Source organism: Bacillus sp. SH5-2 (assembly GCF_008368905.1).
In the GTDB taxonomy this organism is placed as follows: Bacteria; Bacillota; Bacilli; order Bacillales; family Bacillaceae_G; genus Bacillus_A; species Bacillus_A luti.
Genome location: NZ_QOSD01000027.1, coordinates 48,098 through 74,300 on the forward strand (window position 1 = coordinate 48,098; position 26,203 = coordinate 74,300).

The window sequence follows — 26,203 nt, forward strand, 5'->3', positions numbered from 1 at the left end:
CGCGGATGATATAAACGAATATCCACTAATTATGAATATGGATTCCATTTCACTCATTGTAAACCTAACTTCTCTCCAAATGTATCAAAGAGATAATACTCTAATATTTGCACACTAAACTTTTCATTACGTCCAAGTGCAAATAATTCCTTATCTTTCGCTACGATAGTATCTAACGGAATAACCACATTATCCACTATTTTTGTAATTTCAATTATATTACTTTCTACGTTTACTTCTGTTTTAAATTCAATATTTTCTAATACTATATGTGAACGCCTTCCTGATGCAAAAAATGTAAAGTTAGGATTTTTAAAAATGCCAATCTCACTCTCTAACGGATATAAATATCGAAAAATGATATCTCTGTGTCCATCTTTTATTATTTTTTCATCTTTTTCATCATCTAAATATTCTTTTACCTTCGCTGCAAAATCAAATCGAAAATCCACTCTTTCACGCTCCCTCACTTCATTTCATATTAAATAAATATATTTAAATAATTTTACCATATTGTAATACAAGTTCCCATAAAAAGTAAAAAACATTTTATGAAATCATTACTATTTTCTCGGATTATATATACATACTCTATATTTAATGATTTTTCGTAATATTCATCTAGATGACTTCTATATTTTGTAACGATATGTATCTCTTATTATTTATCAACCTATCGTTTCTAATTCCTTACTAATGTAAAAAACACCGTACCCTTACTATTCCTATATAATTTTTCTTTCTTCCTTCCATATCATCATTCATTTATGGAAGGAATGTAACTCTCTTCTATCGAATTTTTATATAACAAAAATGATTAGGTGGTGCTTTACTATGAAATTAGCTGTCATTGGTGGCGGTGATTTACAAGATTCCAATCACTCGCCTATTAATGAACGACTTATAGAATTAACAGATAAACCGTACCCAAAAGTATTATTTATTCCTACAGCTAGTCATGATGATGAAAGCTATATAAAACTATTTTTAGACACGTTTGAAAAACAATTACATTGTGAAGTAGAAGTTTTACGTACTATAACTGATACACCTTCGAAATATGAAATAGACGAAATGATTCATTCAGCTGATCTTATTTATCTTGGTGGTGGAAACTATATTCACATGCTTACTCAATGGAAAGAACATGAACTAAATGAAAAGTTACTATCGGCTTTGCAACACGGAACACTTATTGCGGGATATAGCGCTGGGGCTATGTGCTGGTTTACATCTAGTATCCGCTCCGATTATGAGGGGTCCGGTTATATCGAAAGTAACGGATGGGGTATCGTGAACAAAAGGTTTTGCCCGCATTATAACCAATTAAACAGAATGAACGCCTTTCATTCCTTTTTACAAAATCACCAAGGTAATATAGAAGGGATTGCACTAGAAGATAATTGTGCTTTATATATTACAGAGGAATCCTTTGAAATTATCGGCGAACCTGAAAAAGCGTGGGAGTTTTATATGAGTGATAAAAAACTCATTAGACAACATTTTGATATAACTTTAAAAAGCTATTTATAAACATACACTTACAAAAAGAAGTCCCTAAGTAGACTAACTTAGGGACTTCTTCACTGTTTAACTAACTAATCGTGTAATTCGTTTCTTCTGCCATGAAAGTTTATAATATGCATACTGTAGTATTAAACTGACAATAAATGCTGCCGGGTACCCAATCCATATTCCTTCTATTCCAAGGCTTGTATGGTAAGAAAGGTAATACGCTACAGGTACTTCAACAAGCCAAATTGATACAACACCGATAACGGTTGGCCATATCACTGTACCACTCGCTCGCATTGTCGCACTAATAATTTGTGCATGCCCGAAAATCAAATAGCTCCATAATGTAATCATAACTAAGCTATGAGCAATATCAATTGTAGTTTGACTCGTCAAAAATAGCGATAAAATGTCTCTTGAGAATAAGTAAATAAGAGATATTAATACACCACCGATGACATAATTCATAAGAATTCCGGCCTTTACAACTTTCTGCAATCGATCAAATTGATTCGCACCAATTGATTGTGCCGCAAAAATGGAGACCGTAATACCAAGACTAACTGCTGGCATCTGTACATAACTTGCAACTTGGTTCACAACACCATAAGCAGCTGTTGCATCCGAGCCGTAACGATTTACAAACGCAATTACCGCGATTTCAGATAATGAAACTAATATCATATTAATACTCGCTGGAATACCAAGTCGTAGCAATAGCTTTAATAACTCCCCATCCATCCGAAGGTATTTTCTAACTGTGCCATCCAATTGTAATGGGTGATTTTTCTTCTTTAAATACACTAACATGACAATAAACGTAATAACTGTAGATATAACAGATGCATAGGCTGCTCCATACACATCTAATTTCGGAGCTCCTAACCATCCAAAAATAAGAATTGGTAATAAGATCATATTTAGCGCTGTACTTACGATTAAAAAGTAAAATGGCGTTTTAGAATCTCCTGTACCTCTCATAAATGTTGTGTATGCAAAATATAAAAATAATACTGGCATCGATATAAATAATATTCGTGCATAGTGTACACTTATTTCAATAATGTTTTCTGGCGTTCCCATTAGGCGCATAATATCCATCGCAAAAATACTACCTATTATCGCCAACACAACTCCAATAATAAATGTAAACGTCAGCGTCGTACCAACGATCGCTTTTAAACGATCTTCGTTTTTAGCACCAAACGCCTGACCAATTAATATAGAACTTCCTGAACCAATACCAATTACGAATGAAACGAGTAGGAAAAATAACGGAAAGAAAGCCGATATAGCTGCTAAATCATTTACACCAAGCCATCTTCCCACTACTACCATACCAAATAATTGTCCAACTGATTGTAATACATTACTTAATAGTAACGGTACTAAAAACACCGACATTGATTTCCATATCGGTTTACTCTCACTTTCTAACTTGTGTGACTCCGCACCTTCTTTATTATTCTCTGTAGGTGGTTTCAAATTTCATTTCTCCTTTTATTCAAAATCTATTTTCACACTCTATCTCTTTGGATAGTTGTTATAATGATGTGCTTCTATTCATTTTCTTTTATGCATTATTATAACTTCACCCAATATTGGCTTCCATCAGCTGTTCTATCTAAAAAACCATATTCAATTAAATATCTTCTCAAAGTTACGAAATCTGGGTATACATTTTCTATCACTGCATTTACTTCTTTTTCAGTATACTTTTTATGACTATCAAACTTCTTCACTAAATGGCGTAATATAATCAATTTACGCTTTTGCTTTTTTGGAAATTTAGAAAGCGGTCCATCTAATCCTTCTGTAAAATGCGCTTTTAATACTTCATCATTTTCTTCTTCCGTAATATTGTAGCGATCATCTACCATTGTTGCTGTTCTATGAATGGGTACAAATTTCGTTTGTACTTTTGATTTTTCTTCTGATAATTCCATTAACGCTAAAAATACTTTTGCTTGCTTCATTTTCTCTCGTAATGTAAATCGATGATTGCGAATTGTTGATGTGCTTCCGCCATCCATCTCTTTTACAATCTCTTTATCATTCAGCCCCATATGGAAAAACTGCACCATTTTCTTTTGCAAATCCGTTAAACCAGTAAATTTCTTATCCATATTTAATAAATAATCAAACATAGATGTATGCTCATTTTGAATATGCAATTGGGCAAACTTCTCTGCTTCATACAAAACTTGATTATCTTGATAAATAACCCCTTTTATAAACCTTTCTCCACAAGCTAAACAAATATATTCTTCTGACGTTGCATCAAACACATATCCTTTCTTCAATTCCTCTAACGATGCATCCCAAAACTTCTCTGAAATATCGCTCATACTAAACACTCCTTCAAAACGTTTATTTTTAAAACAAACATTTCACAATATCGTTTATTATCACTTCATCATTTTAACACATCAAAAATAAACATTTCAATATTTCGTTTGCCTATTTTATAAACTTTAACAAAAAACATCTATAATTAACTTGAATAACCGCTAAATATAATGAAATTATTATTCATTGGATAAAAATGAAAGTGGCGTCTGAAACGAAACAAGCTCACTATTTAATCCCTCTCAAATATTCCATTTTAACTACAGAAAAGGTGTTTCCTATTATGGAAACACCTTTTCACCTTTTATATATTTTATAAACAACCTCTACTAAAGCTTTACTTGCATCTATAAATACATGCTTTCGCTTTCCATCCTCTACTAATTTAGGTGAACAGCCACTCATAATCATCATACAACTAATTATGATTAGCACTACACTTCTATTCTTGTAAGTCACTTCATGCCACTCCACTATTACAAAACTTCTTTTGAATTTATCCCATCAAGAAATTTTACATGAATAATAAGCCGAAGGAATATGCAATTCTGCATATTTATACGTTTTATCACGATGTTATGATTTAATTTAGTTAAAGAACACGTATACCGGGGTGACTAACTTGAAATTTAAAGCGAAAAAAAATCCATTTCACGTCATTTTTATTTCATTATTTATCATAATTTTTTTCATTTCGCTATTCTTCCAAAATGAAAACTCTATTTTTTTCACTCTCATGATGCTGCTAAATGTCGTGAATCTTTCTTCCTTCTATTTTTCTCACTACAATATAACTGCTTCATCTCTTATTGTAAAACACGGTTTCATATTTCATACTGAAATTCCATTTGAAGACATTCGTCACATTAAATACTCTGGTAAAAAACTTCATTCAAAAAAATGGACTAGACAACAATTAGAAATCCATTACAATTTATTTGACTCAGTAACTGTTTTTATACCTCAAGAAGAAGAAAAGTTCATTTCCGTCTTAAGAGAAAACTGTCCGCATATGAAAGTATTGAATATGCCTGCTAACAAATAATATATTTTGTCACTTGCAGTAATACAAATAGAAAAGATAAATATTAAAAAAGCCAAGATTCTATACTAAGAACCTTAGCTTCTTCTATTATTCTTTCGGAGCAATCATTTTTTTCGGATCTACAATTTCATTAAATTGTTCTTCTGTTAGTAATCCAGATTGCAATGCTGCTTCTTTTAAAGTTAACCCTTCTTTATGAGCATGCTTCGCAATTTTCGCTGCATTTTCATATCCAATATGCGGGTTTAGCGCTGTTACAAGCATTAATGAACGATTCACATTCTCTTTAATTACTTCTTCATCCGCTTCAATACCAACTGCACAATTGTCATTAAACGAAACAATTGCATCTGCTAATAAGTGAGCTGATTGTAAGAAATTATAAGCAATAACAGGTTTAAATACGTTTAGCTCAAAATTACCTTGGCTCGCTGCAAACCCGATTGTTGCATCATTCCCCATAACTTGCGCTACAACCATTGTTAATGCTTCACTTTGCGTTGGATTTACTTTACCTGGCATAATAGAGCTTCCTGGCTCATTAGCAGGAATAATAATTTCCCCAAGACCACTACGTGGACCACTTGCAAGCCAGCGTACATCGTTAGCAATCTTCATTAAATCAGCAGCTAATGCCTTTAATGCTCCATGAGTATATACAGCTTCATCATGGCTCGTTAATGCATGAAACTTATTTGGTGCTGAAACAAATTGCTTACCTGTAAATTGGCTAATTTCCTCAGCTACCATCTCACCAAATTTAGGATGAGCATTAATACCTGTTCCAACTGCAGTACCACCAATTGCTAACTCTTTCATATATGTATTGCTCTCGGCAATCATACGCTCTGTTTTTTCAAGCATACGGTGCCATCCACTAATTTCTTGCCCTAATGTTAACGGCGTTGCATCTTGTAAATGTGTACGACCGATTTTTATAATATGTTCAAATGCAGTTACTTTTTCTGCTAATGTTTCTTTTAATTTCGTAATTGCTGGTAATACGTGATTTTCTACTGCGATTACACAAGCTACATGAAGCGCTGTTGGAAATGTATCATTGGAGCTTTGAGACATGTTCACATCATCATTCGGATGAATATGTACGTCAGATCCCTTTTCTTTCAAAATTTGATTCCCACGATTTGCAATTACTTCGTTCACATTCATATTTGATTGTGTACCACTACCAGTTTGCCATACGACAAGTGGAAAATGCTCATTCCATTTCCCTGCAATCACTTCGTCAGCTGCTGCCACAATCGCTTCAGCCTTTTCTTCTGACAGCTTTCCTAACTTTTGATTGCTAAGTGCTGCACTCTTCTTTAAAATCGCAAATGCTTTTACAATTTCAAGCGGCATTTTCTCTGTTCCAATTGGAAAGTTTTCTTTACTTCGCTGCGTCTGAGCTGCCCATAATTTATCAGCTGGAACTTTTATTTCTCCTATTGTATCTCTTTCAATTCTGTATTCCATTTTTTCATCCCCTTGAAAATATAATACCTACATCTCTTATAATAACAGACTTCCTCTTAAATGATAAGAATTCTCACTCTTATATATAGATAATTTTTTTAAAAATTCCTCTTGACCTAAACTTAAGTTTAGGCTGTATCCTTTCCATTGTAACCTACAATAATAACACTGGAGGAATTCAAAATGAAAAAATATGCTTTTGTAACAGGTGCTAATAAAGGGATCGGATTTGAACTTGTTCGACAATTAGTAGAAAAAGATTATCACGTATTTTTAGGTGCTCGTAATAAACAACTGGGACAACAAGCTGTAGAAGCTTTAAATGTTTCAAACGTTTCCTATATTCAAGTAGATATTTCAAGTTCACAATCCATTCAAGAAGCAACCAAGAGAATCCATGAAACAACTGACCACTTAGATTTATTAATCAATAACGCAGGCATAGCACTAGACTTCAATACGCTACCTAGTGAGTTAAATATTGAAACTTTACGCCAAGGATTTGAAGTTAACTTTTTTGGAACATTCCAAATGATACAAGCCTTTTTACCATTATTAAAGAAATCAAGCAACAGTAAAATTATAAATGTAACAACTGATATGGCTTCACTAACAATGTTTGCTAATGGTGAAACACATCCAATTAATGCAGTAGGGTATAATTCCTCAAAAACTGCTATTAATGCTTTAACATTAGCTTTTAGTAAAGAATTTAGTACTAATGGTCCAGAAATTTTTGGAGTAACTCCCGGTTTTACAACTACTGACCTTAATAGTAATTCCCCAGGTGGCCATACGACCAATGAAAGTGCTAAAATTATTATTAAATATGCAGTAAGTGAAACAAACTATAATGGTAAAATACTAAATAAAGATGGAATTATAACTTGGTAGTAAAAGGATGAATCATATGTATTATACGATTGGTCAATTTTCCAAAATGCACCACTTAACTATTTCTCAAATACGTTATTACGATAAACAAGGACTGTTCCCTTTTCTTCAAAGAAATGAAAAAGGAGATCGAGTTTTTGACGAAGAAGCACTGAAATATTTGGAGATGATTTTATGTTTAAAAAACACCGGTATGCCAATTCAAAAAATAAAACAATTTATCGACTGGTCTATGGATGGAGAATCTACCATCTTTCAACGGTTAGAATTAATGAAACAACAGGAGACCAATGTCTTACAACTCATTCAAGATACTGAAACAAACTTAAAAAAGATACAACAAAAAATTGCTAAATACGAGGATGAAATCACTTCTTCAACTCCTATTACAAAATAAAAAATCACCTTCTACAATGTGATTTTTTATTTTATGATGCTTGCTTTCCTTTATCGGCATCATCTACATACCAAATGAATTTGCCTGTATATCCGTAAATAACTGCTAAAATTAACGATACGAAGCTTAACCACATAAACGGAACGTATGAAAACGTTGCTACACCTAAAATACCAGCCATGAAAATACCATTATCGGACCATGGAACCATACCTGAAGTTAACGTTCCACCTACTTCTGAGTTACGTGCTAATACACGGCGGTCTATTTTTAATTTATCATAGCTATCTTCCATAATTTTCGGTGTTAAAATCAGTGATACGTACATCGCACAACCAAATATATTAGCTAAGAATGCTACGATTAATGTAGACAATGTTACATTACCCGCAGAATTTAATTTCTTCTCGAATTTTGATACGATTACTTTTAAAACACCTAGTTTTTCAAGCAATCCACCAAATCCTAAACCGAAAATAATAACGGCTACTGAGCCAAGCATACCGTTAATTCCACCACGGTTTAATAACTTGTCAACAAACTCTACACCAGATTGAATTGAAAATCCGTTATACGCTGTTCCAATCGCCTCTCCAAAGTTCATTCCTTGGAAAAGAGTTGCCCAAATCGCACCAATTAAAGCTCCCATTGCAATTGTTGGCATAGAAGGTTTCTTCATCGCCAATAGCACAATAACAATGACCGCTGGAACAAGCATCCATATTTTAATGTCAAATTGCTTTAATAAAGCTTCTTTTAAAAACTCTACTCGATTCAAATCTACATTATCGCCGCCATACATCCAGCCAGCTACAGTAAACATAATGCTCGTAATAATATACGCTGGAACGTCTAATACGAGCATAGCTCGAACGTGAGCAATAACATCTACTTTCGCCATAGAAGCTGCAAGAACTGTGCTATCAGAAAGTGGTGATAATTTATCTCCGAAATAAGCTCCTGAAAGAACTGCACCAGCAACAAGCGGAAGTGGTAATCCAAGCCCTTCACCAATCGCCATCATAGCTATACCAGCTGTTCCAACTGTTCCCCATGATGTTCCTGTCGCGATAGAAGTTATAGAACAAATAATTAAAGTTGCCAGTAAGAATATGCTTGGGTGGATAAATTCTAATCCATAATAAATTAATGTTGGCACAACTCCACCAGCAATCCATGTTCCAATTAAAGCCCCTACTGCAACTAAAATAAGAATTGCTTCTAATCCATTAGAAATCCCTTTTGTAATTGCATCTTGCAATTCTTGATAACGAAATCCTAACCTTAATCCCAGCGCAATAACTAAAAACCATGAAATAAATAGCGCTAATTGAATTGGGAGATCAAAAATCGTTTGGAAGGAAAAGACGACAGCAAGAAATAGGACTAAAAGAATAATAATTTCTAGCATCGATGGTAATCTTACACTTTTCATTTTTTTCTCTCCTTACAAGTCGATAACATGATGTATGTCGTCTTATATGTATGTAATATACAATTAGCGAAGACAAAACAAAATTTTCATATTATTTCGATTTATTTTTCCAGTATAATATATTTACACCTTTTCTATTGTAAAAGTAGATGCTACTTTTCGCAATGAAAAATATAAAAAATGTCGTATTTTTTATTATCACGCTATTTGCAGCAAGCAAAATCCCCTAATAATAACCTTTTTAATAGTTGCCTTAACAAAACTTTTTACTATAACCCTCCGTTATAAGAAGTGCTATATTTCCCCATAAAAAAAACACACATCATTAACATGATGCGTACTCCATTATTATCTATACATATTTTGTATCTCTTCTTTGTTTTTAAGTATTTCCGCAAACTTATCACTACAACCTTTTGGAAATAATATTCCAAGTCCATATGAATGCCCAAATTGAAAATGAGGGTACTTCTCTTTTACCTCATCCCAAAACTTATACACACCGAAATCACCGCTTTTAACTTCGATATCATGAAATAATACAATACCATTTTTCGCGATTTTAGGTAGCCACGTTCTATAGTCATGAGAAACTGCTTCATACGTATGATAACCATCAATATGCAACAAATTTATCGTTTCATCTTGAAACTGCTCCAGAGCCTCGTCAAATGTGGATCGAATTAAATTCCCTGTATTCGGATAACTAATATTCACAACTTTTTTTACTAAAAGAAAAATCCCTTCTCCATAGGGACCTGTATGCTGATCTCCAGCCCAAGTATCTATTGCAAAACATTTAGTCTATAACCCTCCGTCTTTTACCCCCTGACAAAAACTAAAAAAGGAATCTCCTAAATGTGTACCTAACTCGACTACAGTTTCTGGCTTTTCAAATCGTACTAAATCATATGCGAAATCTAAATGCCCACTCCACGCAGAGTGTGCCCGAATCATATGACTATAATTATCAAATTCAAATGATGGTTTATGAGTAATCCAGTTCATCGCATAGCTCCTTCTACACATATTTTTAACAATCCAAATTACTCTTATCTTTATTTTTTTGTCACCGCAATTATGAATCTATTTAATGAAAATATGAAGAATTAGTTCTTTTTCATTGTGGTAAAGCATCATATACATATGGGTCTGCTGGCTTATTCATTTTCTCTATTTTAATTACTTTTACAAGTGGAAATAGCACTCTTTTGTATGTCGTTTTATCTAATATCCCAGTTACTTTTACCCATGTTTCTTCTGAAAATTTTTCAACTTCTTTCCCTGTAACAATCATTCCCCAGACTGATGCATCCGCAATGCAACAAGTTATGCCATATCGGGCCACTACGGCTTTATTACCCGTCACGTCTTTATCATTATAGATAAACCCTGAGAATGTTATTTCCTTCCCTTTAAACCCCTTTACATCTTGACCAATTATACTCATTGTTTGAACATAATCCTTATCCTCTACTTGTATTTTTCGTTGTCCTAACATACTTTTTGCTAATTGTTCTTCCACTTGTTCAGTCACTTTTAAATTCGAAGTTTCATCTTGTTCTTTCCAATCAGAATTTGCCCGTATTCCCTCTTTTTCGTTCTTTTCCATACTTCTCGCCTGTACACTTTGATTCATACCTCTTTTTCCCGCTAAACTTCCGTCAATTGTTACACTTCCAAATAAAAAAGCACTAATAATTGGAACAACAAATAAAACATATACAAAGAAATTTTTCATCCCCGATTTTAATACTGTACGATACTTACAACAATTACAATCATCCTGTTTTTCACTCCCATCTCTCCAAACTTGTAAAGAACCAAGAAGTAAAATCACTACAAAAGCTATATACGTAAACTTAATCATTTTTGGAGTGATAAAATTATATATGTTTCCTGTTACAAGTAATTTAAATAAGAGCATTGCTAAACCAATTAAAATAATGCCACGAATATAGCGATCATATGTCTTCTGCTCCTCCTTCTCCATTTCTTCTCACCTCCTATAACATTGAAATTTGCAAGATGGTATACACTGATAAAATGACAATTCCAATTAAAAAAAATATAAATCTCTTTTGAAAATATGCAAATAGCATGAGCGTATTTTTCATATCAAGCATAGGCCCAAACACAAGAAATGCGAGAAGCGCCTTTACCGAAAAAACATGTCCAAAAGATGCTGCTATAAACGCATCGGCTGCAGAGCAAATTGATAAAACATAACCAAATCCCATCATAATAATTGGGGCAATTACTTCGTTATGTGCTATTGCATCCAGTACATTCCGATCAAAAAACGTTTGAAATACACTTGCTAAAAAAGCACCCATCAATAAATACTTACCAGTATCAAAAAACTCATCTACAGTGTGATTCATAACATCTTTCCAACTCTTTCTTTTGCTTTTTTGAACTGAAACCTCTATGTCTTTTAAAACATTTCTTTCGCGATAGCGATAATACACAATTAAGCCTATGAATAGAGCAACAAGAATTGTTATCCCAAAGCGTGCATATACAATGTAATCGTTTTTTTGAAACGCATATACAGTAGATAAAAGAACAACTGGATTCATAATAGGTGCACTTAGTAAAATAACAATGCCTACATGAAGTGGTAACCCCTTTTGAATGAGCCTTCTTACAATTGGTATAATGACACATTCACACACTGGAAAAAGAATTCCCACAAATACTGCCGGAATCATTGCAACAATTGGAGATTTCGGCAGTACTTTTTGAATCATATCTTCCGTGACAAACACTTGAATAAGTGAAGAAACGATTACCCCTAATAAAATAAAGGGTATTGCTTCAAAAACGATACTTAAAAACACCGTATTCACATTCAACCATTCTTGTGGCATATGCTTGTGTAAATTTGCTAGACTTGTAAAATCTACAAAAAATAATAAAAAGAGAAAAATAGCGATAAGAGCTATGCCTGCTAATTCTTTTGAAACTCTATTAAAGACCAACCTTCCCGCCCCCATTTTATTCATATGTAAACATGTGCTTGTCCAAATGCTTCATACTACAGCACAAATTTTATAGTCTATTTCTATTCTTAAACCGTAATCATTATGATTTATTATTGATTTTTTCTTTTCTATCACTTAATATAAAACGTAATCATTACGATTTAAAGGAGAGATTATTTCATGAAAAAAGTACCTATCACTGTATTAAGTGGTTTTTTAGGAGCTGGCAAAACTACCTTACTACATCATATTTTGACTAATAAGAACAACTTAAAAGTAGCTGTTATCGTTAATGATATGAGCGAAGTAAACATTGATGCATCCCTTATCAAAAAGGGAGGGTTTTCACGTACGGAGGAAAAACTAGTAGAAATTCAAAATGGCTGTATTTGTTGCACATTACGAGAGGATTTAATGATAGAAGTGAATCGTCTTGTGGAAAACGGTGATATTGACTATATAGTTATTGAATCTTCTGGTATAAGTGAGCCGATTCCAGTTGCCCAAACGTTTACTTATACAGACGATGTTCTGAACATTGATTTAACGAAAAATTGTCGCCTCGATACGATGGTTACAGTTGTAGATGCAAATAGATTTTGGGATGATTTTGCAGACGGAGAAAGCTTATTAGATCGAAAACAAGCAATCGATGAAAATGATAATCGGGAAGTTATTGATTTATTAATAGATCAAATTGAGTTTGCGAATGTAATTATTCTTAATAAGATAGATTTACTAGAAAAAGAAGATGTGATAGAACTTCATCAACTGCTACAGAAGTTAAATCCTATTGCAAAAATTATTGAATCTTCATTTAGCAACGTACCACTGAAAGAAATTTTAAATACAAATTTATTCAATTATGAGGAAGCCAGTCAATCGGCGGGCTGGATACAAGAATTAAATAGTGAACATCATACACCTGAAACTGAAGAATATGGCATCAATTCCTTTGTGTACCGCCGTAAATATCCTTTCCATCCTGAACGCCTTATGAATTGGCTAGAAAAATGGCCTGTAGATGTTGTAAGAGCAAAAGGCTTTTTCTGGCTCGCATCTCGTAATAATATGATAGGGCTTCTATCTCAAGCAGGTTCCTCCATTACAATTCAAGGAGCCGGTGAATGGATAGCGGCATTACCTGAAACTGAAAGAAATCAAATGATCATAGAAGAACCAGAAGTATTGAAAAACTGGGATAAACAATATGGAGATCGAATAACCGAGCTCGTATTTATCGGAATTGATATGAACCGTTCTTTAATTGAACAATCATTAGATGATTGTCTATTAACAGAAAAAGAAATGGCACAAAACTGGAATACATTCATTGATCCTATTCCAGCTTTTACTTACACTTCATAATTCAAAATAGAAAGGCTTCCGTTTACGGAAGCCTTTCTATTTTATCGTTCTCTTATTTAACAAACTTCTTTAATTTGAATAACAACTTTATATTAAGTAAGAAAATTCAGTTTGTTTTTTATTCATTTCATGATATATTGCATATTGTATACGATACATTTTCTGAAAGGAGGTCTCTACACATTATGGATTCGAATCGTTTAAAAGGAATCATTATGGTCATAATCGGTGCATGCTTATGGGGTTTATCCGGAACAGCTGCGCAACAACTTTTTCAATATGAAAATGTTTCTACTGAATGGTTAGTTACAATTCGATTGCTTATATCCGGTGCTATTTTGCTCCTTATGTCATCATTTGGAACGAGGAAAAGAGAAATATTCAGCATATGGAAACAAAAATCTGATGCTATTAAAATGATTTTGTTTGGCCTATTCGGTATGCTTGCTGTACAGTACACGTACTTCGCTTCTATTAAAGAAGGAAATGCTGCCGTCGCAACATTATTGCAATATTTGGCTCCTATATTTATCACTGTATACTTACTTTTCAAATGGAACGTTCGTCCATCAAAAATTGATTTCATTTCAATTGCCCTTTCATTAGTAGGCACTTTTCTCTTACTAACAAACGGTTCTGTTCATAACTTGGCTGTTTCTACACCAGCTATTATTTGGGGTATTTTATCTGGATTATCTCTCGCTTTTTATAGTTTATATTCAAAGGGATTACTAGAAAGATGGTCTTCCTCTGTTATCGTTGGATGGGGCATGATTATTGGGGGTATTGGTGTAACGATTCTACAATTTATTTCTACAAAAGAATTCATTTTATTATCAACTATGAAATATGTAAAACTAAGTACTTTACCGCTTATCACATTTGTCATCATTTTTGGGACACTTATTGCATTTTATTTATACTTAGACAGCATACGATACTTGACTCCGAAAGAAACGACATTATTCGGTTGCACAGAACCACTCGCAGCTATTATTTCTTCCGTACTTATTTTGCACGTACCATTTCAATTTTTTCAGTTATTAGGTGCTTTTTGTGTCATTGTAATGGTGCTCATCTTAAGTCAAAAACCGGATGAAGGAAAACCGAAATTAACGCTTGTTCATGCAAAAAAGGAAAATATACAATGAAAGGATTGAATTCACTATGCCTGTCCCTCAAAATTATAAAAAACCAGGAAGAGTTTCGGCAAAATCACTCGTTTTAAATCAACTACAAGATTGGATTATTGAAGGTATACTGCAACCTGATGAAAAAATTAATGATGGGGAATTGGCTGAAGCACTAGGAGTAAGCAGAACACCTGTAAGAGAAGCACTTCAAATATTAGAGCTTTCTGGATTAGTGGAAATGATACCTGGGCAAAAAACAAAAATTGCTCCGATTAAATTAGACGACATACCTATCATTTATGAAACGATGGCTGGTCTTCACTCTATTATTGGAAAGCAAGCACTTCAAAACATTACAGACGCTGATATTAAACTACTTTCTGAAATAAATGATGATTTTCAGCGCTCTATAGAGAAAAAAAACGCAAAACAAGCTTTAGAACTAGATATACAATTTCACAATACCATTTCTTCTATTGCTAAAAACCAATATATTGAACCCTTTCTAGAAAATATGCAACTTCACGTTTTACGCCTTGAATATTTGTTTTTCCAAAACTTTGTTCCAGCAAGTCAATCTATTGAAGAACATCACTCTATCATTCAAGCACTACAGAAGCAGAATAAAAAACAAATGGAACAAATGATGACTCAAAACTGGCTCCGTCCAATGAAAGAAATACAAAAAATAATTTCTACGAAATAAAAAGAGAGCTGGCTACACAAAATCGTAACCAGCTCTCTTTTTACTAATATATATAGCTATGCCTGAATATCTGCATAATCTTCCATATCTTCGTACTCTTTTTCCAATTCCTCTAAAGACAGCTCGTATAATTGTCGGTCGCGAATTTTAAACACACCTGCTCCAATTAACTCATCAATTAAATGCCTCTTACGATTTTCAACAGCAAAACGGAGTTGACTACTCATCTTTTAAAAAACTCCTTTCTACGATCATTGAAAATGATAATCTTTATCAATTACCACTTTTGATTATAAAAGATGATTCTTAATAAGTAAAGTAATCTTATGAAATATTTACCTTACAAAGTATTTGTGGCCACATTATATATATGTATGTCGTGCGAAAAATGTTATGACACTTTTTCTTATCCTTTTTCTTTCATACTTTGCAAGTTGTCTCACTATGAGCAAATTCACCATCAATTTCTACTTGAATGGTGACATGTTCTACATGAAACTTCTCCTTTAATACATCCGTAGCTTCTTTTAATACACTTTGCGTTTCATTACCTTTAATAATCAAGTGGCAAGTTAATACTTGAAAATCTGATGTGACAGACCATATGTGTAAATCATGAACTTCCTTTACAATCGTAATATTTAACAATGTCTTTTTTACTTCTTCAACATTTATGTGCTGCGGTGCACCTTCCATTAATATATGAACCGTATCACGTGTTACACGCCATCCACTAATAATGACTAAAATAGACACAAGAATACTAGCAATCGCATCTGCAGCAGTCCATCCAAAAAATTTAATAAGTAGTGCTGCAATAATCGCTCCGACTGACCCTAATAGATCGCCTAATACGTGTAAGAAAGCACTTCTTAAATTCAAATTCCCCTTCACATCTCCGCCTCTCATTAATATCCAAGCTGATAAAATATTAATAAGTAGACCAAGTACAGCAATAATGAGCATCCCATTACTAGCAATCTCAACTGGTTCTTTAAAACGGCGAATTGCTTCAATAAAAATGTATACTGAAATGACAATAAGAACGACACCGTTACATAATGCCGCTAACATTTCGACTCGCTTATATCCATATGTCTTTGCAACAGTTGCCGTTTTTTCTCCAAGCTTAAACGCAAGTAAACTTAAAGCTAAAGATACCGCATCACTTAACATATGCCCCGCGTCAGATAATAGGGCCAAACTATTTGTTACAAATCCCCCAATAACTTCAGCAATCATAAAACTTGTCGTTAATACAAAAGCAATTAGTAGCGCCTTTTTATTGTTAGAATGACCGTGATCATGTGAATGTCCCATACAAATGCTCCTTTAAGTACAATATCTGTACATTAGTATGGAACAAACTCCCCGTCTTTATCCCATATTAACTGCCGTTAAACGCCCACTTCCTCTGTATACACACTTCGCTACTTTTTAAACAATCCCTTTTTCTCAAATAAAAACAAGACTACTTCTTTTTTATTTTCATATTGTTTACTAATACAAGAATTTTTAAGGAGGTTACTAAGATGAACCGTTTATTTCTCTGTATGGAACGTGAACTTGTTGTAGTGAAAGAACAATATGGTAACTATGAAACAGCGTATCACTTACAAAATATGCAACCTACCTGTATCGCCGTTGATCCATTCCAACAAAACCGTGTATATTGCGGAACATTTGGACGAGGTCTCTGGTTAAGTGACGATAGCGGAGATTCATGGAGACCAATTGGAGATTCTTATCGTTACTTTGATTTTCCAAAAGAAGATGGTATTTTGCATTCTTCAATCACTTCCATTACGATAAGCCCTAATGAACAAGTTAACGGATATGGCGTCGTTTATGTCGGCACAGAACCGAGCGCTTTATTCCGTTCAGAAAATGGTGGGGAAACGTGGACGGAACTGAAAAATATGAAATCGTTATTATCTTCTTATACGTGGGCTTTCCCGCCTAGACCTTTTACTCATCACGTACGCTGGATTACAGTGGATCCACAGAATCCGAATACAATCCATGTTTCAATTGAAGCTGGTGCTGTTATTCAAAGTAACGATAAAGGGCATACATGGATTGATAAAAAATTCGGTGCTCCTATTGCTCATCAATTACTTATGCACCCTGAAGCCCCAAATCGCCTTTATGCATCATGTGGTGACGGATTTATGGGCGGACCTGATCGTGCATACCTTGAAAGTTATAACAGTGGGAACAGCTGGATCTCATGCAGTGAAGGACTTGAACATCATTATTTATACAGCATGGCTATCGATCCAGCTGATTGTAATACAATTCTCGTTTCTGCCGCGCCAAGTGCTGATCTTGCTCATCACCGTATCCCTTATGAATCTTATATTTATCGTAAAACGAAAGATACTCCGTTCCAGCAAGTACAGCAAGGACTACCATCTGCAATCGGTACAGTCATTTCGATGTTTGCGACAAATCCAGCAGAACCACATACGTTTTACACTTTAAATAACAACGGCGTGTTTCAATCTACTGATAGCGGCGAATCTTGGGAACAACTAAACATCCCGTGGAAAGATGAGTATAAAACGCAACATCCGCATGCGTTGCTTGTGACTAGTTTTTAACGAAAAAAAGACTGCCTAACAGTTTTAGGCAGTCTCTCTTTTATTTCTTTAAATCAATTACGATATCATCTAATATAATATCTTTCTTTTTCGCTTCTTTATTCGGCACTTCAATTTTCTTCTCTTTTCCATTCACATACTCCACTCCACCATGATTTTCAGGTGTATGAACTCGCAAGTGTACACGAGGTGTAACGATAAGCTTTGTTGCATTTTCGTTTAACTTTTGGAATGTAGCACTCCAACTACTTTTATGTGGCTCTGCTACTGTACTACTTCCGCCATTTCCTTCACCAGCATAATGATTTCCTAAATCATCTTTTATTTCTAACTCAACATCCGCACTATCCCATATACTTCTTAATGCCTTAGATTCTTCCTGATTGAAAAAAACGATAAATGACATCGGGGTTACTTCCATTTTGTCTATATTTACTTTTATTAATTCATTTTCAGAAACCTTATTAACTTTTACTTCCTTACTATCCATTGCTTTTAAACTAAGCGCGAAATTCCAGTTCCCCTTTATTACATTACCTTCATAATCCAACTCAATTGCCTCTATATCCCACCAAACATTTGCAACATCTAACCTTTCACTACCATGACCACTCATCGTAGTCATACCTACATATTTTCCCTCTCCAACTTTTGTAACGTTCGAACTACCTCCTCCGCCATTAAAGCCCATAACTTGCGGACTTCCAAATGGGAACGGTTTCTCTCCTAAATCTTTTTCGCTCTCAATAGAATATGTGATTGTAATTGTTCTACCATCGAATACAGCATCATTAATTGTAACCTTAACCCCATTACTCTCTTTTGTCATATTCAACTCAGTCGAAAATTCCTTATAATTTTCATATAACCCTGTTCTACCATTATCTAAAAATCGGAATATATCACCTACAATCGGCAATCCCCCGGCATATGTGGGAAATCCGATACCAAGTGTTGCAACTGATAATCCTACTAATATAGATGCAGCAGCGACACCTTTTTTCCAACTTGTCATCTTTTTCTTCGTACGTATCGATTGTTTTACATTACGCTTTACTTTTTCTTTTTCAATTTCAGAAGCCTCAATTTCCTCAAGTTCTTTTTCATCTATATCAATGTCATTTAATAATTCAAAAATGTCTTTCATATTGCACTACCTCCAAAACTAATATTCGTAGCATTTTGTTGTAGTTTCTTTTTCCCACGGTACACTCGATTATCGATTGCTGCCCGGGTTAATCCTAACTTCTCACCTATTTCCTCTGTCTTCATACCGAGAAGATATTTCATAATGAACACTTTTTGATCTAACGGTTCTAATTGATTAATAAGCTTCAATAATTCTTCTCTATCTTCCATAACGATTAATTCGTCTTCTGCTGATTTTTCTGTACTGATATGAAACTCATCTGAAATGATTTCTACTTTTTTAGTCGATTTCCGGTAATAATCAATTGCTTTAAACTTTGCAATTGCCGCTATCCATTTTTTAAAGTCATTCGGCTCTCCATGAAATTTATTTGCGTTATTCCAAATAGATAGAAATATATCGTTTACACATTCCTCTATCAATCCATCATTTTGAATCGGAAGAAGAACTTTGTGCGTTATTCCTTTTATGAGCGGTAAGTATGTATCGACAACAAATTCTAGCGCATCTTCTTTTTGCCGCTGTAATCTTTTTATAAAATTTTTCTCATTTGATTTCATGTAGCAATTCCCCTTATTTTTTTGTAAAAGCTTTTACACCCTATATAACGTCTAAAAAAATATTTTCTCTCATCTTTTTTATTTTTTGTATGTAATGGAATACTTTCCCTTAGCCATTGTCTCACATAACTATGCGTTCAAAGAAAATTTTCTCAAGTCTGCAATTTAATTCATGTAGTACACTATTTATATAGTCATTTTTTAATTTGGTGTATATTTTATTTCATTAATCTTTAAAATTAGGAGATGAGATGTGTATGTGTGGAATTACAGGTTGGGTAAATTGGAATAAGGATCTTTCCAATGAACATGTTATTTTAGAAAAGATGGCAAATAGTATCCAGCATCGTGGTCCTGATGCTGAGGGATTTTGGTTCTCACCTCGCGCAGCTTTTGCACACCGCCGATTAATCGTAATAGATCCTAAAGGAGGAACGCAGCCAAAAACATTTCGTACTGGTGATTATACGTATGCTCTTACTTATAATGGAGAAATTTATAATTTCCGTGAGCTTAGAGAGCAACTTCAAAAATATGGTCATGCATTTGAAACGCATTCAGATACAGAAGTGTTACTACATGCTTATTTAGAATGGAAAGAAGACTGCGTGCAACATTTAAACGGAATTTTCGCTTTTGCCTTATGGGATGATCAGAAGCAACAACTGTTTTTAGCACGTGATCATTTAGGCGTAAAGCCACTCTTTTATACAGAAAGAAATGACAGTATTATTTTCGGATCTGAAATTAAAGCATTATTAGCGCATCCATCTGTCCTCGCTGAAATTGATGCGGATGGCATAAATGAAATATTTGGATTAGGATTATTTCGAACTCCAGGATGTGGCGTCTTTAAACATATTCAAGAAGTGCGTGCCGGACATTCTATTACGTTTACACGTGATAAAAAAGTAGTCAAGAAGTATTGGAATTTGGAAAGTAAGGTTCATACAGACTGTACTGAAGATACATCATCACATATTTTATCTATTTTACAAGATACCGTAAAAAGACAATTAATTGCCGATGTTCCTCTCGTTTGTATGTTATCAGGAGGATTAGATTCTAGCGGTATTACTGCACTAGCAGGGAAAGAATTTGCAGCGGAAAATAAAACACTTCATACGTATTCCATTGACTTTGTAAATAGCGCGAACGATTTTGAGCTTACATTCGCTCGCACTGGTCTAGATGCTCCTTGGGTAAAACGCGTTTCTGAACATGTAGGAACATCACATCATGACATTATTGTGAGTGCAGAAGAATTAGCAAATCACTTATTCGTTCCCCTTCGCGCAAAAGATTTACCGAGTGCTGGCGAAATGGAAACTTCACTATATTTACTATTTTGCGAAATGAAAAAAGATGCAACTGTAGCTTTATCTGGAGAATCTGCTGATGAAGTATTCGGTGGGTATCCTTGGTTTCACCAAGAAGAATTACTATATGTCGATAAGTTTCCTTGGCTAACAAATTGGAAAAACACTTCTCCTCTTCTACTAAATGAAGTAAGTAACCAATGCAACCTAGAAAACTATATTGATACACGATTCCAAGAAGCGATACTTGAAGTACCTACTCTTGAAGGCGAAAGTAAAAAATCCGCGAAACAACGTCAAATGTTTTATTTATTTTTAACGAGATTTCTTCCATTCTTACTTGACCGTAAAGACCGTATGAGTATGGCTGTAGGATTTGAAGTTCGTGTACCGTTTTGTGATTATCGATTAGTTGAATATTTATGGAACGTTCCTTTCAATATAAAAAGCATTGATAATATTGAAAAAGGTATTTTACGTAGAGCACTGAAACCTGCTTTACCTGACGATATACGCAATAGAAGAAAAAGTGCTTATCCAACTTCACAAGACCCACATTATTTACAAACAATCCGTCATTTGTCACTCGACATGTGCAGTAATAAAAACAATCCTATTTTCTCACTTATTAATCATTCCACATTACTTTCGATTTCCGATCAAAGTAATAAAGAAATTAACAATTTTGAAGCAAGAAGTGCTATGGAATATATGCTTCAAGTAAATGAATGGTTAAAAACGTATCACGTCCATATCGCTTAACAAAAAGGAGTTCAAGGATAAAAACCTTGAACTCCTTTTATATTAATTAGCGCATTGTTTATTTTCAGTATCAATGGACCATCCAATAATTGTGGCACAATCTCTACCTTTCCACTGCAGTACATTTGTTAATACTGGTTCAATCTGCAAGCAACTTCCGTCGTGTAATATTTCTACTAAAGATTGATCATCATCAAACCTTCGTTTATCACACTCTAAAATACCGTCCGTTGCCATTACAATGTGATTCATTCCTTTTTCTAATCCTCTTACACCTGACGTAAAGCAAGGTGTATTTGCTGCAAAGATATTTTTCCTACCGATATATTCATAATTTTTCCGTTTATTTAATCGTCCTTTACCATTCTTCGTTTTCTCAGAATGGAATAAATAAGCGAAACAATTACCAACTGATAGCCAATATAAAAATTCGCCTTTTCGTAAACAAATTAAGCATGCAAGTTCCTCATCATCTTGATCACATTTTTCAATAAACAACTCATCTGTAAATAACGCTAATAAGTACATATGTGTATGATGAAAGGCTAAATGTATCGGGTAGGAAAATAGCTCTTTTAGCTTCTCTTTTCTTTCCGAAATCGCTTCTATTATATAATCAATATTTTTCGTTTTGTGGTGTGTATCAAAAATCATAACAAATTCAAATTGTAATTCAGGATCCCACCAAGCAAGTACTGCATCTCCTCGTTCATATGCATCACTCTCTTGATTTCCCCCATATACGCCGACTGAAAGAGGACCACATTTTTCAACATGTATTTCATCTACATACATCTGTTCATGACTCATCCATTTGAATGTATTCACAGCTATCATCCTCTCTCTTGCTAAATGTATACCTTTACACATAGATTACCTTATATTTCAATAAAAATAAACTTTTCCAACATTTTTTATCCAAATAAAAGGATTTTGATTCTTAATTAACGAATATATCTTATTATACGATATAAAAACAGGGGGATATATCATTATGAAAGACATCAATCAATACTGGGAAAGCATTTACTATCACTTACGATATGAATATGAAGACAACCTTTCTCACCAAGCCATTCGTATTTTACAAATCGTTTCTCGTGAGAAAGATATAACAATTGGAAAAGTCGCTACTGAGCTTAGCCTTTCTCATAACACAGCTTCTGAGCATGTCAAGCGCCTTATTCAAAAGGGTTTCATCGTTAAAGAAAGAAATAAACAAGATGAAAGGGTCGTAAATCTTACATTAACAAGAGAAGGAATTGAAGTATTAGAAAAGCATACTTTACTAGATAAAGAAAAGATAAAAATATTAGAATCACAGTTATCAAAAGAAGAGCAACAATTAATTGAAAAAGCCTTTTCGTTATTAGCGAAGGAGGCAAAGTATGCATTTCCTCGTTAAAGTAATCGTTTCGGCACTTATTATCGGCGTTATTACTGAAGTCGCTAAACATTATAGTGCTATAGGCGGCTTTATTGCTGCCCTTCCTCTCGTAAGTTTACTAAGCCTATTTTGGATTTCTTTCGAAGGCGGGAGCAAACAAGAATTGAGTCAATTTGCTTTAGGTGTATTATATGGATTTCCTGCATCAGCACTATTATTATTTATCGTTTATATCGGTTTAAAAAACTCATTTGCACTTAGTACATCTGTCCTATTTGGTATCGGTGCTTGGTGCATCGCTTTCGCTTGTCAAAAATTATTTCAAGCTTAGGAGGAATTATTATTTATAAATTTGTAGAGATATTAGGCCAGAATATAGAAGTATATATAAAAGGAACTAATAAACAAACTGTAGTCATTCAGACCGGAATGACTTGCTCATTTTATGATTGGCTTCCTATTATAGAAAAGCTTTCACAGCAATTTACAGTCGTTTCATACCATCGCCCAGGTTACGGAAAAAGTGAATTAGGAAATGATTCACGTACTACAAGACAAGCGACAAAAGAACTACATATGTTACTACAAAAACTGGATATTCACGAGCCTATCATTCTAATCGGTCATTCCTATGGAGGGTTATGTGCACAACATTTTGCGATGTTACATGAAGATAAGTTACAAGCACTTATTTTAGTTGATTCTACTTCTATGAACTTACACCGATTAGATGAACTTCATTTACCAATTTCTGATCAAACGGATTCGGATGATATGTGGCTTCGAAAATATAATACATACTCCAAAATGGATGTAGACATGCTTTCTAATGAGCTAAAACCTATGCTAGCCAATCAATCAAGACAGTACATTGAATTTTCCACCTCTCCTTCATTATATAAAGCGACAGCTTCTGAACTATTGGAATGGAAAAACTGTGCTCTTTCACTAAAAGAGCTATATAAAACATTAGAAATACCATTAATCGTTATCGGTAGAGATCCTCAATATTCTATTACTCAGTTGACTGAGAATAACATGCCAAAAGAGGAAGCCACACAACTTGAATCAATGTGGCAAGAACTGATTCATGAACAATTACACCTTTCAATCCATAGCCAATACATACTTGCCGAACATGCTGGTCACGGAATAGAAAATGATCGACCAGATATTATTATTGAAGCAGCTCACTCCCTAAGAATAAAAAAAGGAAGCAACTAAAGCTGCTTCCTTACTTATCTATTCATAATCTTCTTCATCATCGATTTCTTCGTAATACGAATTCCCATTACTTACATATATAGGACCATTCGCAACATCAATACGTAGTACCCATGCCCATGGCACAGCTAAACGTTTATGTATTGCTCGCCAAAAGCTCATTGATTTTCTTTCGTACTCCTGGAACTCCTGAAGTAACTCTTTATAGGAGGAACCGTCTAACTGAACATTTGCTTCTAATAAACGAGAATGGGCATAGTACTGCAGCTCTAGTTCAGCAGCAATTTCCATTTCTTCTTCCGTTGCCATACCTATAATTGTTCCATCTGCTGGTGCAATTTCATATACGTTGTGAACTTCAATAAGCCCTTCTTTCTCTTTCTCAAACATGTAAACAGCCTCCTTTAACACATATTTTTTTGTTACAAAGTCATACTTCTACAATAACTTCTCTCTTTCCTCTTTTTTTGATAAACTTTTACAAATTATTTATCTGATGACCCGTATTCTCTATCCTTTCGGCAGAAACTAAATCTTCATTATGAAAATTCAACTTAAATATATCGGGCATACGAAGTGTTTTCCAAAATCTAAAATCATATTTTGAATCAAAATAATTCATGAGTAATACCATAATATTCCCATGAGTTCCTATTACAATATTCTTATCTTCATATTTTTTTAATATATTTTGCATACATATTACAGCACGCCTTTGCGCTACATCATTCGATTCTCCGCCTTCGTGTGCAAAATCCCAATCTTCCCACACCTTTTGGACCGCATCATTAAAATCTGTTACTGGCTCTTTACTTAATAACCTTTCTCGTAAATCTTCTTCTATTTGTATCGATACATTATATGTATTTGCAATTCCTTGTACCGTTTGAATCGCCCTTTTATACGGACTAGAAATCACAACATCAATATGCTCATCTTTTAATAAGCGTGTTACATTCTCTGCGTCTAAGTGTCCTTTTTCAGATAAGGGACGTTCCCTTTCGTCTTTTGTATATATAGAGTGAGCATGGCGAACGAAATATATTGTCGTCATTTATTCATCCCCCTTTTCTGTTTCTATCCAAATTCAATAAATTACCATCAAATCCCTTTACTTTTATAATAGATGCTGTCAATTTTAAATGTTGATTTTCATATTAATGAAAGGGAAACACCTAAATATGGTGTTTCCCTCATTTAAAATAGACTAAATTCAATTAAATACTTTATCAATTTTATTTCTATCATAATCTAATATCCAATCATTATATGTATTATAAATATTCCTAATTGTATCAGGAGAGGTAGCTAATACATCACAACTCCTATCATCATATACGTGAAATATAGTATTCTTGTTAACATTTATGAAATACACCTTATGAAAAATACTCGGTTTTATTCCCATATCTTGATTACAAATTGCTTTTAGCATAGGAATGTATTTCAAGTCAGAAACTTGACATTTCAAAGTAAATCTATGTGTTTTATATAATCCATCTTCATCATCTTCTGGAAAAACATAAGGTATTGTATTTTTCTGTAACTTAAACAAATCGGACTTCTCTTTTACATACTTAGAAAAGATATTCAATTTGTGTTTGAAAGTTTCACCGTCTGCATAGTCATTTACATCCACTACAATATGAATATCATCTGTTTTGCAATGTAAAGACTGAAATAAAGTAATCGCTCTATTATAAACGTCTTCTAAATATGGACAATTTTCATAAATGTTATTGTAATCATAGTCCACACCTAGTCTAAAACGAATACCAATAGCCCCATTATAAAATAGAGGTGGCCTAAGTTCTAAATTTGGAAACGTTTCAAGCATATACTCCTTCAACCTCATCTCAACACCTACCTTTAACAGTATCTTGTTTACATAAT

General features: G+C 33.8%; 28 protein-coding genes and 1 pseudogene. 12 read left to right on the forward strand and 17 right to left on the reverse strand.

The genetic code is table 11. The features are described 5' to 3' along the window. Positions 1-53 precede the first annotated feature (53 nt). Complete coding sequence (locus tag DN410_RS23515; RefSeq protein ID WP_149178271.1) at positions 54-452, reverse strand: DUF3942 family protein; 399 nt, start codon at positions 450-452, stop codon at positions 54-56. A gap of 382 nt (positions 453-834) precedes the next feature. On the opposite strand from DN410_RS23515, the gene DN410_RS23520 reads away from it, so the two are divergent. Next, positions 835-1,533: a peptidase E gene (locus tag DN410_RS23520; RefSeq protein WP_149178272.1), complete on the forward strand. Its 699-nt coding sequence runs from the start codon at positions 835-837 to the stop codon at positions 1,531-1,533. 57 nt (positions 1,534-1,590) lie between these two features. On the opposite strand, the gene DN410_RS23525 is transcribed toward DN410_RS23520, so the two are convergent. The 3 genes from DN410_RS23525 to DN410_RS28085 all read right to left on the reverse strand — a co-directional run bounded on the left by DN410_RS23525 (position 1,591) and on the right by DN410_RS28085 (position 4,278). Then, positions 1,591-3,000, reverse strand: a complete 1,410-nt coding sequence (locus DN410_RS23525; RefSeq protein WP_149178273.1) for an MATE family efflux transporter — start codon at positions 2,998-3,000, stop codon at positions 1,591-1,593. 98 nt (positions 3,001-3,098) lie between these two features. Then, a complete protein-coding gene (locus DN410_RS23530; protein ID WP_149178274.1) occupies positions 3,099-3,863 on the reverse strand; it encodes a DUF2087 domain-containing protein in 765 nt (254 codons plus the stop codon). Positions 3,864-4,161: 298 nt separating this feature from the next. Beyond that, on the reverse strand, positions 4,162-4,278 hold the full coding sequence (locus tag DN410_RS28085) for a permease (RefSeq protein WP_218947484.1): 117 nt from the start codon (positions 4,276-4,278) through the stop codon (positions 4,162-4,164). A gap of 208 nt (positions 4,279-4,486) precedes the next feature. Here DN410_RS28085 and DN410_RS23535 point away from each other — a divergent pair, with 208 nt between their 5' ends. Beyond that, positions 4,487-4,909 (forward strand): PH domain-containing protein, encoded by a 423-nt coding sequence (locus DN410_RS23535; protein ID WP_149178275.1) that lies wholly within the window; start codon positions 4,487-4,489, stop codon positions 4,907-4,909. A gap of 87 nt (positions 4,910-4,996) precedes the next feature. Here the strand turns inward: DN410_RS23535 and fumC are convergent, their stop codons facing one another. Further along, positions 4,997-6,385, reverse strand: coding sequence for a class II fumarate hydratase (fumC, locus tag DN410_RS23540; RefSeq protein ID WP_149178276.1), 1,389 nt, complete (start codon positions 6,383-6,385; stop codon positions 4,997-4,999). Positions 6,386-6,568: 183 nt separating this feature from the next. Here fumC and DN410_RS23545 point away from each other — a divergent pair, with 183 nt between their 5' ends. Further along, positions 6,569-7,279 carry an SDR family NAD(P)-dependent oxidoreductase gene (locus DN410_RS23545; protein WP_149178277.1) on the forward strand — a complete coding sequence of 237 codons (711 nt, stop codon included), beginning with the start codon at positions 6,569-6,571 and terminating at the stop codon, positions 7,277-7,279. A 7-nt stretch (positions 7,280-7,286) separates the two neighbouring features. Beyond that, complete coding sequence (locus DN410_RS23550; RefSeq protein ID WP_149178278.1) at positions 7,287-7,676, forward strand: MerR family transcriptional regulator; 390 nt, start codon at positions 7,287-7,289, stop codon at positions 7,674-7,676. Between the two features lie 31 nt (positions 7,677-7,707). Here the strand turns inward: DN410_RS23550 and nhaC are convergent, their stop codons facing one another. The 4 genes and pseudogenes from nhaC to DN410_RS23570 all read right to left on the reverse strand — a co-directional run bounded on the left by nhaC (position 7,708) and on the right by DN410_RS23570 (position 12,110). Continuing rightward, positions 7,708-9,111 carry a Na+/H+ antiporter NhaC gene (gene nhaC, locus DN410_RS23555; RefSeq protein WP_149178279.1) on the reverse strand — a complete coding sequence of 468 codons (1,404 nt, stop codon included), beginning with the start codon at positions 9,109-9,111 and terminating at the stop codon, positions 7,708-7,710. 348 nt (positions 9,112-9,459) lie between these two features. Next, positions 9,460-10,119 (reverse strand): annotated as a pseudogene (locus DN410_RS23560) (class I SAM-dependent methyltransferase). Positions 10,120-10,231: 112 nt separating this feature from the next. Beyond that, on the reverse strand, positions 10,232-11,104 hold the full coding sequence (locus tag DN410_RS23565; RefSeq protein ID WP_149178280.1) for a TIGR03943 family putative permease subunit: 873 nt from the start codon (positions 11,102-11,104) through the stop codon (positions 10,232-10,234). 13 nt (positions 11,105-11,117) lie between these two features. Next, positions 11,118-12,110, reverse strand: a complete 993-nt coding sequence (locus DN410_RS23570; protein WP_179958642.1) for a permease — start codon at positions 12,108-12,110, stop codon at positions 11,118-11,120. A 168-nt stretch (positions 12,111-12,278) separates the two neighbouring features. Between DN410_RS23570 and DN410_RS23580 the strand changes: the two genes are divergently transcribed. The 3 genes from DN410_RS23580 (at position 12,279) to DN410_RS23590 (ending at position 15,305) form a co-directional block, all read left to right on the forward strand. Continuing rightward, positions 12,279-13,466, forward strand: a complete 1,188-nt coding sequence (locus DN410_RS23580) for a GTP-binding protein (protein WP_149178282.1) — start codon at positions 12,279-12,281, stop codon at positions 13,464-13,466. A gap of 185 nt (positions 13,467-13,651) precedes the next feature. Then, positions 13,652-14,617: a DMT family transporter gene (locus tag DN410_RS23585; protein WP_149178283.1), complete on the forward strand. Its 966-nt coding sequence runs from the start codon at positions 13,652-13,654 to the stop codon at positions 14,615-14,617. Positions 14,618-14,633: 16 nt separating this feature from the next. Then, positions 14,634-15,305: a GntR family transcriptional regulator gene (locus tag DN410_RS23590; RefSeq protein WP_149178284.1), complete on the forward strand. Its 672-nt coding sequence runs from the start codon at positions 14,634-14,636 to the stop codon at positions 15,303-15,305. 56 nt (positions 15,306-15,361) lie between these two features. Here DN410_RS23590 and fbpA read toward each other — a convergent pair whose 3' ends face one another. Beyond that, complete coding sequence (gene fbpA / locus DN410_RS23595; protein WP_000098301.1) at positions 15,362-15,532, reverse strand: Fur-regulated basic protein FbpA; 171 nt, start codon at positions 15,530-15,532, stop codon at positions 15,362-15,364. Positions 15,533-15,725: 193 nt separating this feature from the next. Then, positions 15,726-16,625: a cation diffusion facilitator family transporter gene (locus DN410_RS23600; protein ID WP_149178285.1), complete on the reverse strand. Its 900-nt coding sequence runs from the start codon at positions 16,623-16,625 to the stop codon at positions 15,726-15,728. Between the two features lie 212 nt (positions 16,626-16,837). Between DN410_RS23600 and DN410_RS23605 the strand changes: the two genes are divergently transcribed. Continuing rightward, the gene (locus tag DN410_RS23605; protein ID WP_149178286.1) at positions 16,838-17,908 is read left to right on the forward strand and encodes a beta propeller repeat protein; all 1,071 of its coding nucleotides are present in this window, start codon (positions 16,838-16,840) and stop codon (positions 17,906-17,908) included. Positions 17,909-17,948: 40 nt separating this feature from the next. On the opposite strand, the gene DN410_RS23610 is transcribed toward DN410_RS23605, so the two are convergent. Beyond that, on the reverse strand, positions 17,949-19,055 hold the full coding sequence (locus tag DN410_RS23610) for a DUF4179 domain-containing protein (protein ID WP_149178287.1): 1,107 nt from the start codon (positions 19,053-19,055) through the stop codon (positions 17,949-17,951). After that, positions 19,052-19,618, reverse strand: a complete 567-nt coding sequence (locus DN410_RS23615; RefSeq protein ID WP_149178288.1) for a sigma-70 family RNA polymerase sigma factor — start codon at positions 19,616-19,618, stop codon at positions 19,052-19,054. The genes DN410_RS23610 and DN410_RS23615 overlap by 4 nt, the downstream gene beginning before the upstream one ends. A gap of 257 nt (positions 19,619-19,875) precedes the next feature. Between DN410_RS23615 and asnB the strand changes: the two genes are divergently transcribed. Next, positions 19,876-21,699 carry an asparagine synthase (glutamine-hydrolyzing) gene (gene asnB, locus DN410_RS23620; protein WP_149178289.1) on the forward strand — a complete coding sequence of 608 codons (1,824 nt, stop codon included), beginning with the start codon at positions 19,876-19,878 and terminating at the stop codon, positions 21,697-21,699. A 42-nt stretch (positions 21,700-21,741) separates the two neighbouring features. Here the strand turns inward: asnB and DN410_RS23625 are convergent, their stop codons facing one another. Next, complete coding sequence (locus tag DN410_RS23625) at positions 21,742-22,569, reverse strand: PP2C family serine/threonine-protein phosphatase (RefSeq protein WP_149178290.1); 828 nt, start codon at positions 22,567-22,569, stop codon at positions 21,742-21,744. A gap of 124 nt (positions 22,570-22,693) precedes the next feature. On the opposite strand from DN410_RS23625, the gene DN410_RS23630 reads away from it, so the two are divergent. Genes DN410_RS23630 through DN410_RS23640 form a run of 3 tightly spaced genes read left to right on the forward strand, consistent with a single transcriptional unit; the run spans position 22,694 to position 24,310 of the window. After that, the gene (locus tag DN410_RS23630) at positions 22,694-23,104 is read left to right on the forward strand and encodes a MarR family winged helix-turn-helix transcriptional regulator (RefSeq protein ID WP_149178291.1); all 411 of its coding nucleotides are present in this window, start codon (positions 22,694-22,696) and stop codon (positions 23,102-23,104) included. Further along, positions 23,088-23,417, forward strand: a complete 330-nt coding sequence (locus tag DN410_RS23635) for a DUF3147 family protein (RefSeq protein WP_149178292.1) — start codon at positions 23,088-23,090, stop codon at positions 23,415-23,417. Before DN410_RS23630 ends, DN410_RS23635 begins: the two co-directional genes overlap by 17 nt. Beyond that, positions 23,378-24,310, forward strand: coding sequence for an alpha/beta fold hydrolase (locus DN410_RS23640; RefSeq protein WP_149178293.1), 933 nt, complete (start codon positions 23,378-23,380; stop codon positions 24,308-24,310). Before DN410_RS23635 ends, DN410_RS23640 begins: the two co-directional genes overlap by 40 nt. A gap of 18 nt (positions 24,311-24,328) precedes the next feature. On the opposite strand, the gene DN410_RS23645 is transcribed toward DN410_RS23640, so the two are convergent. The 3 genes from DN410_RS23645 to DN410_RS23655 all read right to left on the reverse strand — a co-directional run bounded on the left by DN410_RS23645 (position 24,329) and on the right by DN410_RS23655 (position 26,165). After that, positions 24,329-24,700: a hypothetical protein gene (locus tag DN410_RS23645; RefSeq protein ID WP_000461769.1), complete on the reverse strand. Its 372-nt coding sequence runs from the start codon at positions 24,698-24,700 to the stop codon at positions 24,329-24,331. Positions 24,701-24,788: 88 nt separating this feature from the next. Further along, on the reverse strand, positions 24,789-25,364 hold the full coding sequence (locus DN410_RS23650) for a histidine phosphatase family protein (protein WP_149178294.1): 576 nt from the start codon (positions 25,362-25,364) through the stop codon (positions 24,789-24,791). A 159-nt stretch (positions 25,365-25,523) separates the two neighbouring features. Further along, positions 25,524-26,165: a DUF3885 domain-containing protein gene (locus DN410_RS23655; protein WP_149178295.1), complete on the reverse strand. Its 642-nt coding sequence runs from the start codon at positions 26,163-26,165 to the stop codon at positions 25,524-25,526. Between the last annotated feature and the right edge of the window lie 38 nt (positions 26,166-26,203).

What these genes read in the sequence shown, in the direction of transcription:
- DN410_RS23520 (WP_149178272.1), top strand. Translation starts at nt 835, where the DNA reads ATGAAATTAGCTGTCATTGGTGGCGGTGATTTACAAGATTCCAATCAC.
- DN410_RS23530 (WP_149178274.1), bottom strand. Translation starts at nt 3,863, where the DNA reads ATGAGCGATATTTCAGAGAAGTTTTGGGATGCATCGTTAGAGGAATTG.
- DN410_RS28085 (WP_218947484.1), bottom strand. Translation starts at nt 4,278, where the DNA reads ATGATGATTATGAGTGGCTGTTCACCTAAATTAGTAGAGGATGGAAAG.
- fumC (WP_149178276.1), bottom strand. Translation starts at nt 6,385, where the DNA reads ATGGAATACAGAATTGAAAGAGATACAATAGGAGAAATAAAAGTTCCA.
- DN410_RS23545 (WP_149178277.1), top strand. Translation starts at nt 6,569, where the DNA reads ATGAAAAAATATGCTTTTGTAACAGGTGCTAATAAAGGGATCGGATTT.
- DN410_RS23550 (WP_149178278.1), top strand. Translation starts at nt 7,287, where the DNA reads ATGAATCATATGTATTATACGATTGGTCAATTTTCCAAAATGCACCAC.
- nhaC (WP_149178279.1), bottom strand. Translation starts at nt 9,111, where the DNA reads ATGAAAAGTGTAAGATTACCATCGATGCTAGAAATTATTATTCTTTTA.
- DN410_RS23565 (WP_149178280.1), bottom strand. Translation starts at nt 11,104, where the DNA reads ATGGAGAAGGAGGAGCAGAAGACATATGATCGCTATATTCGTGGCATT.
- DN410_RS23570 (WP_179958642.1), bottom strand. Translation starts at nt 12,110, where the DNA reads ATGGGGGCGGGAAGGTTGGTCTTTAATAGAGTTTCAAAAGAATTAGCA.
- DN410_RS23580 (WP_149178282.1), top strand. Translation starts at nt 12,279, where the DNA reads ATGAAAAAAGTACCTATCACTGTATTAAGTGGTTTTTTAGGAGCTGGC.
- DN410_RS23585 (WP_149178283.1), top strand. Translation starts at nt 13,652, where the DNA reads ATGGATTCGAATCGTTTAAAAGGAATCATTATGGTCATAATCGGTGCA.
- DN410_RS23590 (WP_149178284.1), top strand. Translation starts at nt 14,634, where the DNA reads ATGCCTGTCCCTCAAAATTATAAAAAACCAGGAAGAGTTTCGGCAAAA.
- fbpA (WP_000098301.1), bottom strand. Translation starts at nt 15,532, where the DNA reads ATGAGTAGTCAACTCCGTTTTGCTGTTGAAAATCGTAAGAGGCATTTA.
- DN410_RS23600 (WP_149178285.1), bottom strand. Translation starts at nt 16,625, where the DNA reads ATGGGACATTCACATGATCACGGTCATTCTAACAATAAAAAGGCGCTA.
- DN410_RS23605 (WP_149178286.1), top strand. Translation starts at nt 16,838, where the DNA reads ATGAACCGTTTATTTCTCTGTATGGAACGTGAACTTGTTGTAGTGAAA.
- DN410_RS23610 (WP_149178287.1), bottom strand. Translation starts at nt 19,055, where the DNA reads ATGAAAGACATTTTTGAATTATTAAATGACATTGATATAGATGAAAAA.
- DN410_RS23615 (WP_149178288.1), bottom strand. Translation starts at nt 19,618, where the DNA reads ATGAAATCAAATGAGAAAAATTTTATAAAAAGATTACAGCGGCAAAAA.
- asnB (WP_149178289.1), top strand. Translation starts at nt 19,876, where the DNA reads ATGTGTGGAATTACAGGTTGGGTAAATTGGAATAAGGATCTTTCCAAT.
- DN410_RS23625 (WP_149178290.1), bottom strand. Translation starts at nt 22,569, where the DNA reads ATGTGTAAAGGTATACATTTAGCAAGAGAGAGGATGATAGCTGTGAAT.
- DN410_RS23630 (WP_149178291.1), top strand. Translation starts at nt 22,694, where the DNA reads ATGAAAGACATCAATCAATACTGGGAAAGCATTTACTATCACTTACGA.
- DN410_RS23635 (WP_149178292.1), top strand. Translation starts at nt 23,088, where the DNA reads ATGCATTTCCTCGTTAAAGTAATCGTTTCGGCACTTATTATCGGCGTT.
- DN410_RS23645 (WP_000461769.1), bottom strand. Translation starts at nt 24,700, where the DNA reads ATGTTTGAGAAAGAGAAAGAAGGGCTTATTGAAGTTCACAACGTATAT.
- DN410_RS23650 (WP_149178294.1), bottom strand. Translation starts at nt 25,364, where the DNA reads ATGACGACAATATATTTCGTTCGCCATGCTCACTCTATATATACAAAA.
- DN410_RS23655 (WP_149178295.1), bottom strand. Translation starts at nt 26,165, where the DNA reads ATGAGGTTGAAGGAGTATATGCTTGAAACGTTTCCAAATTTAGAACTT.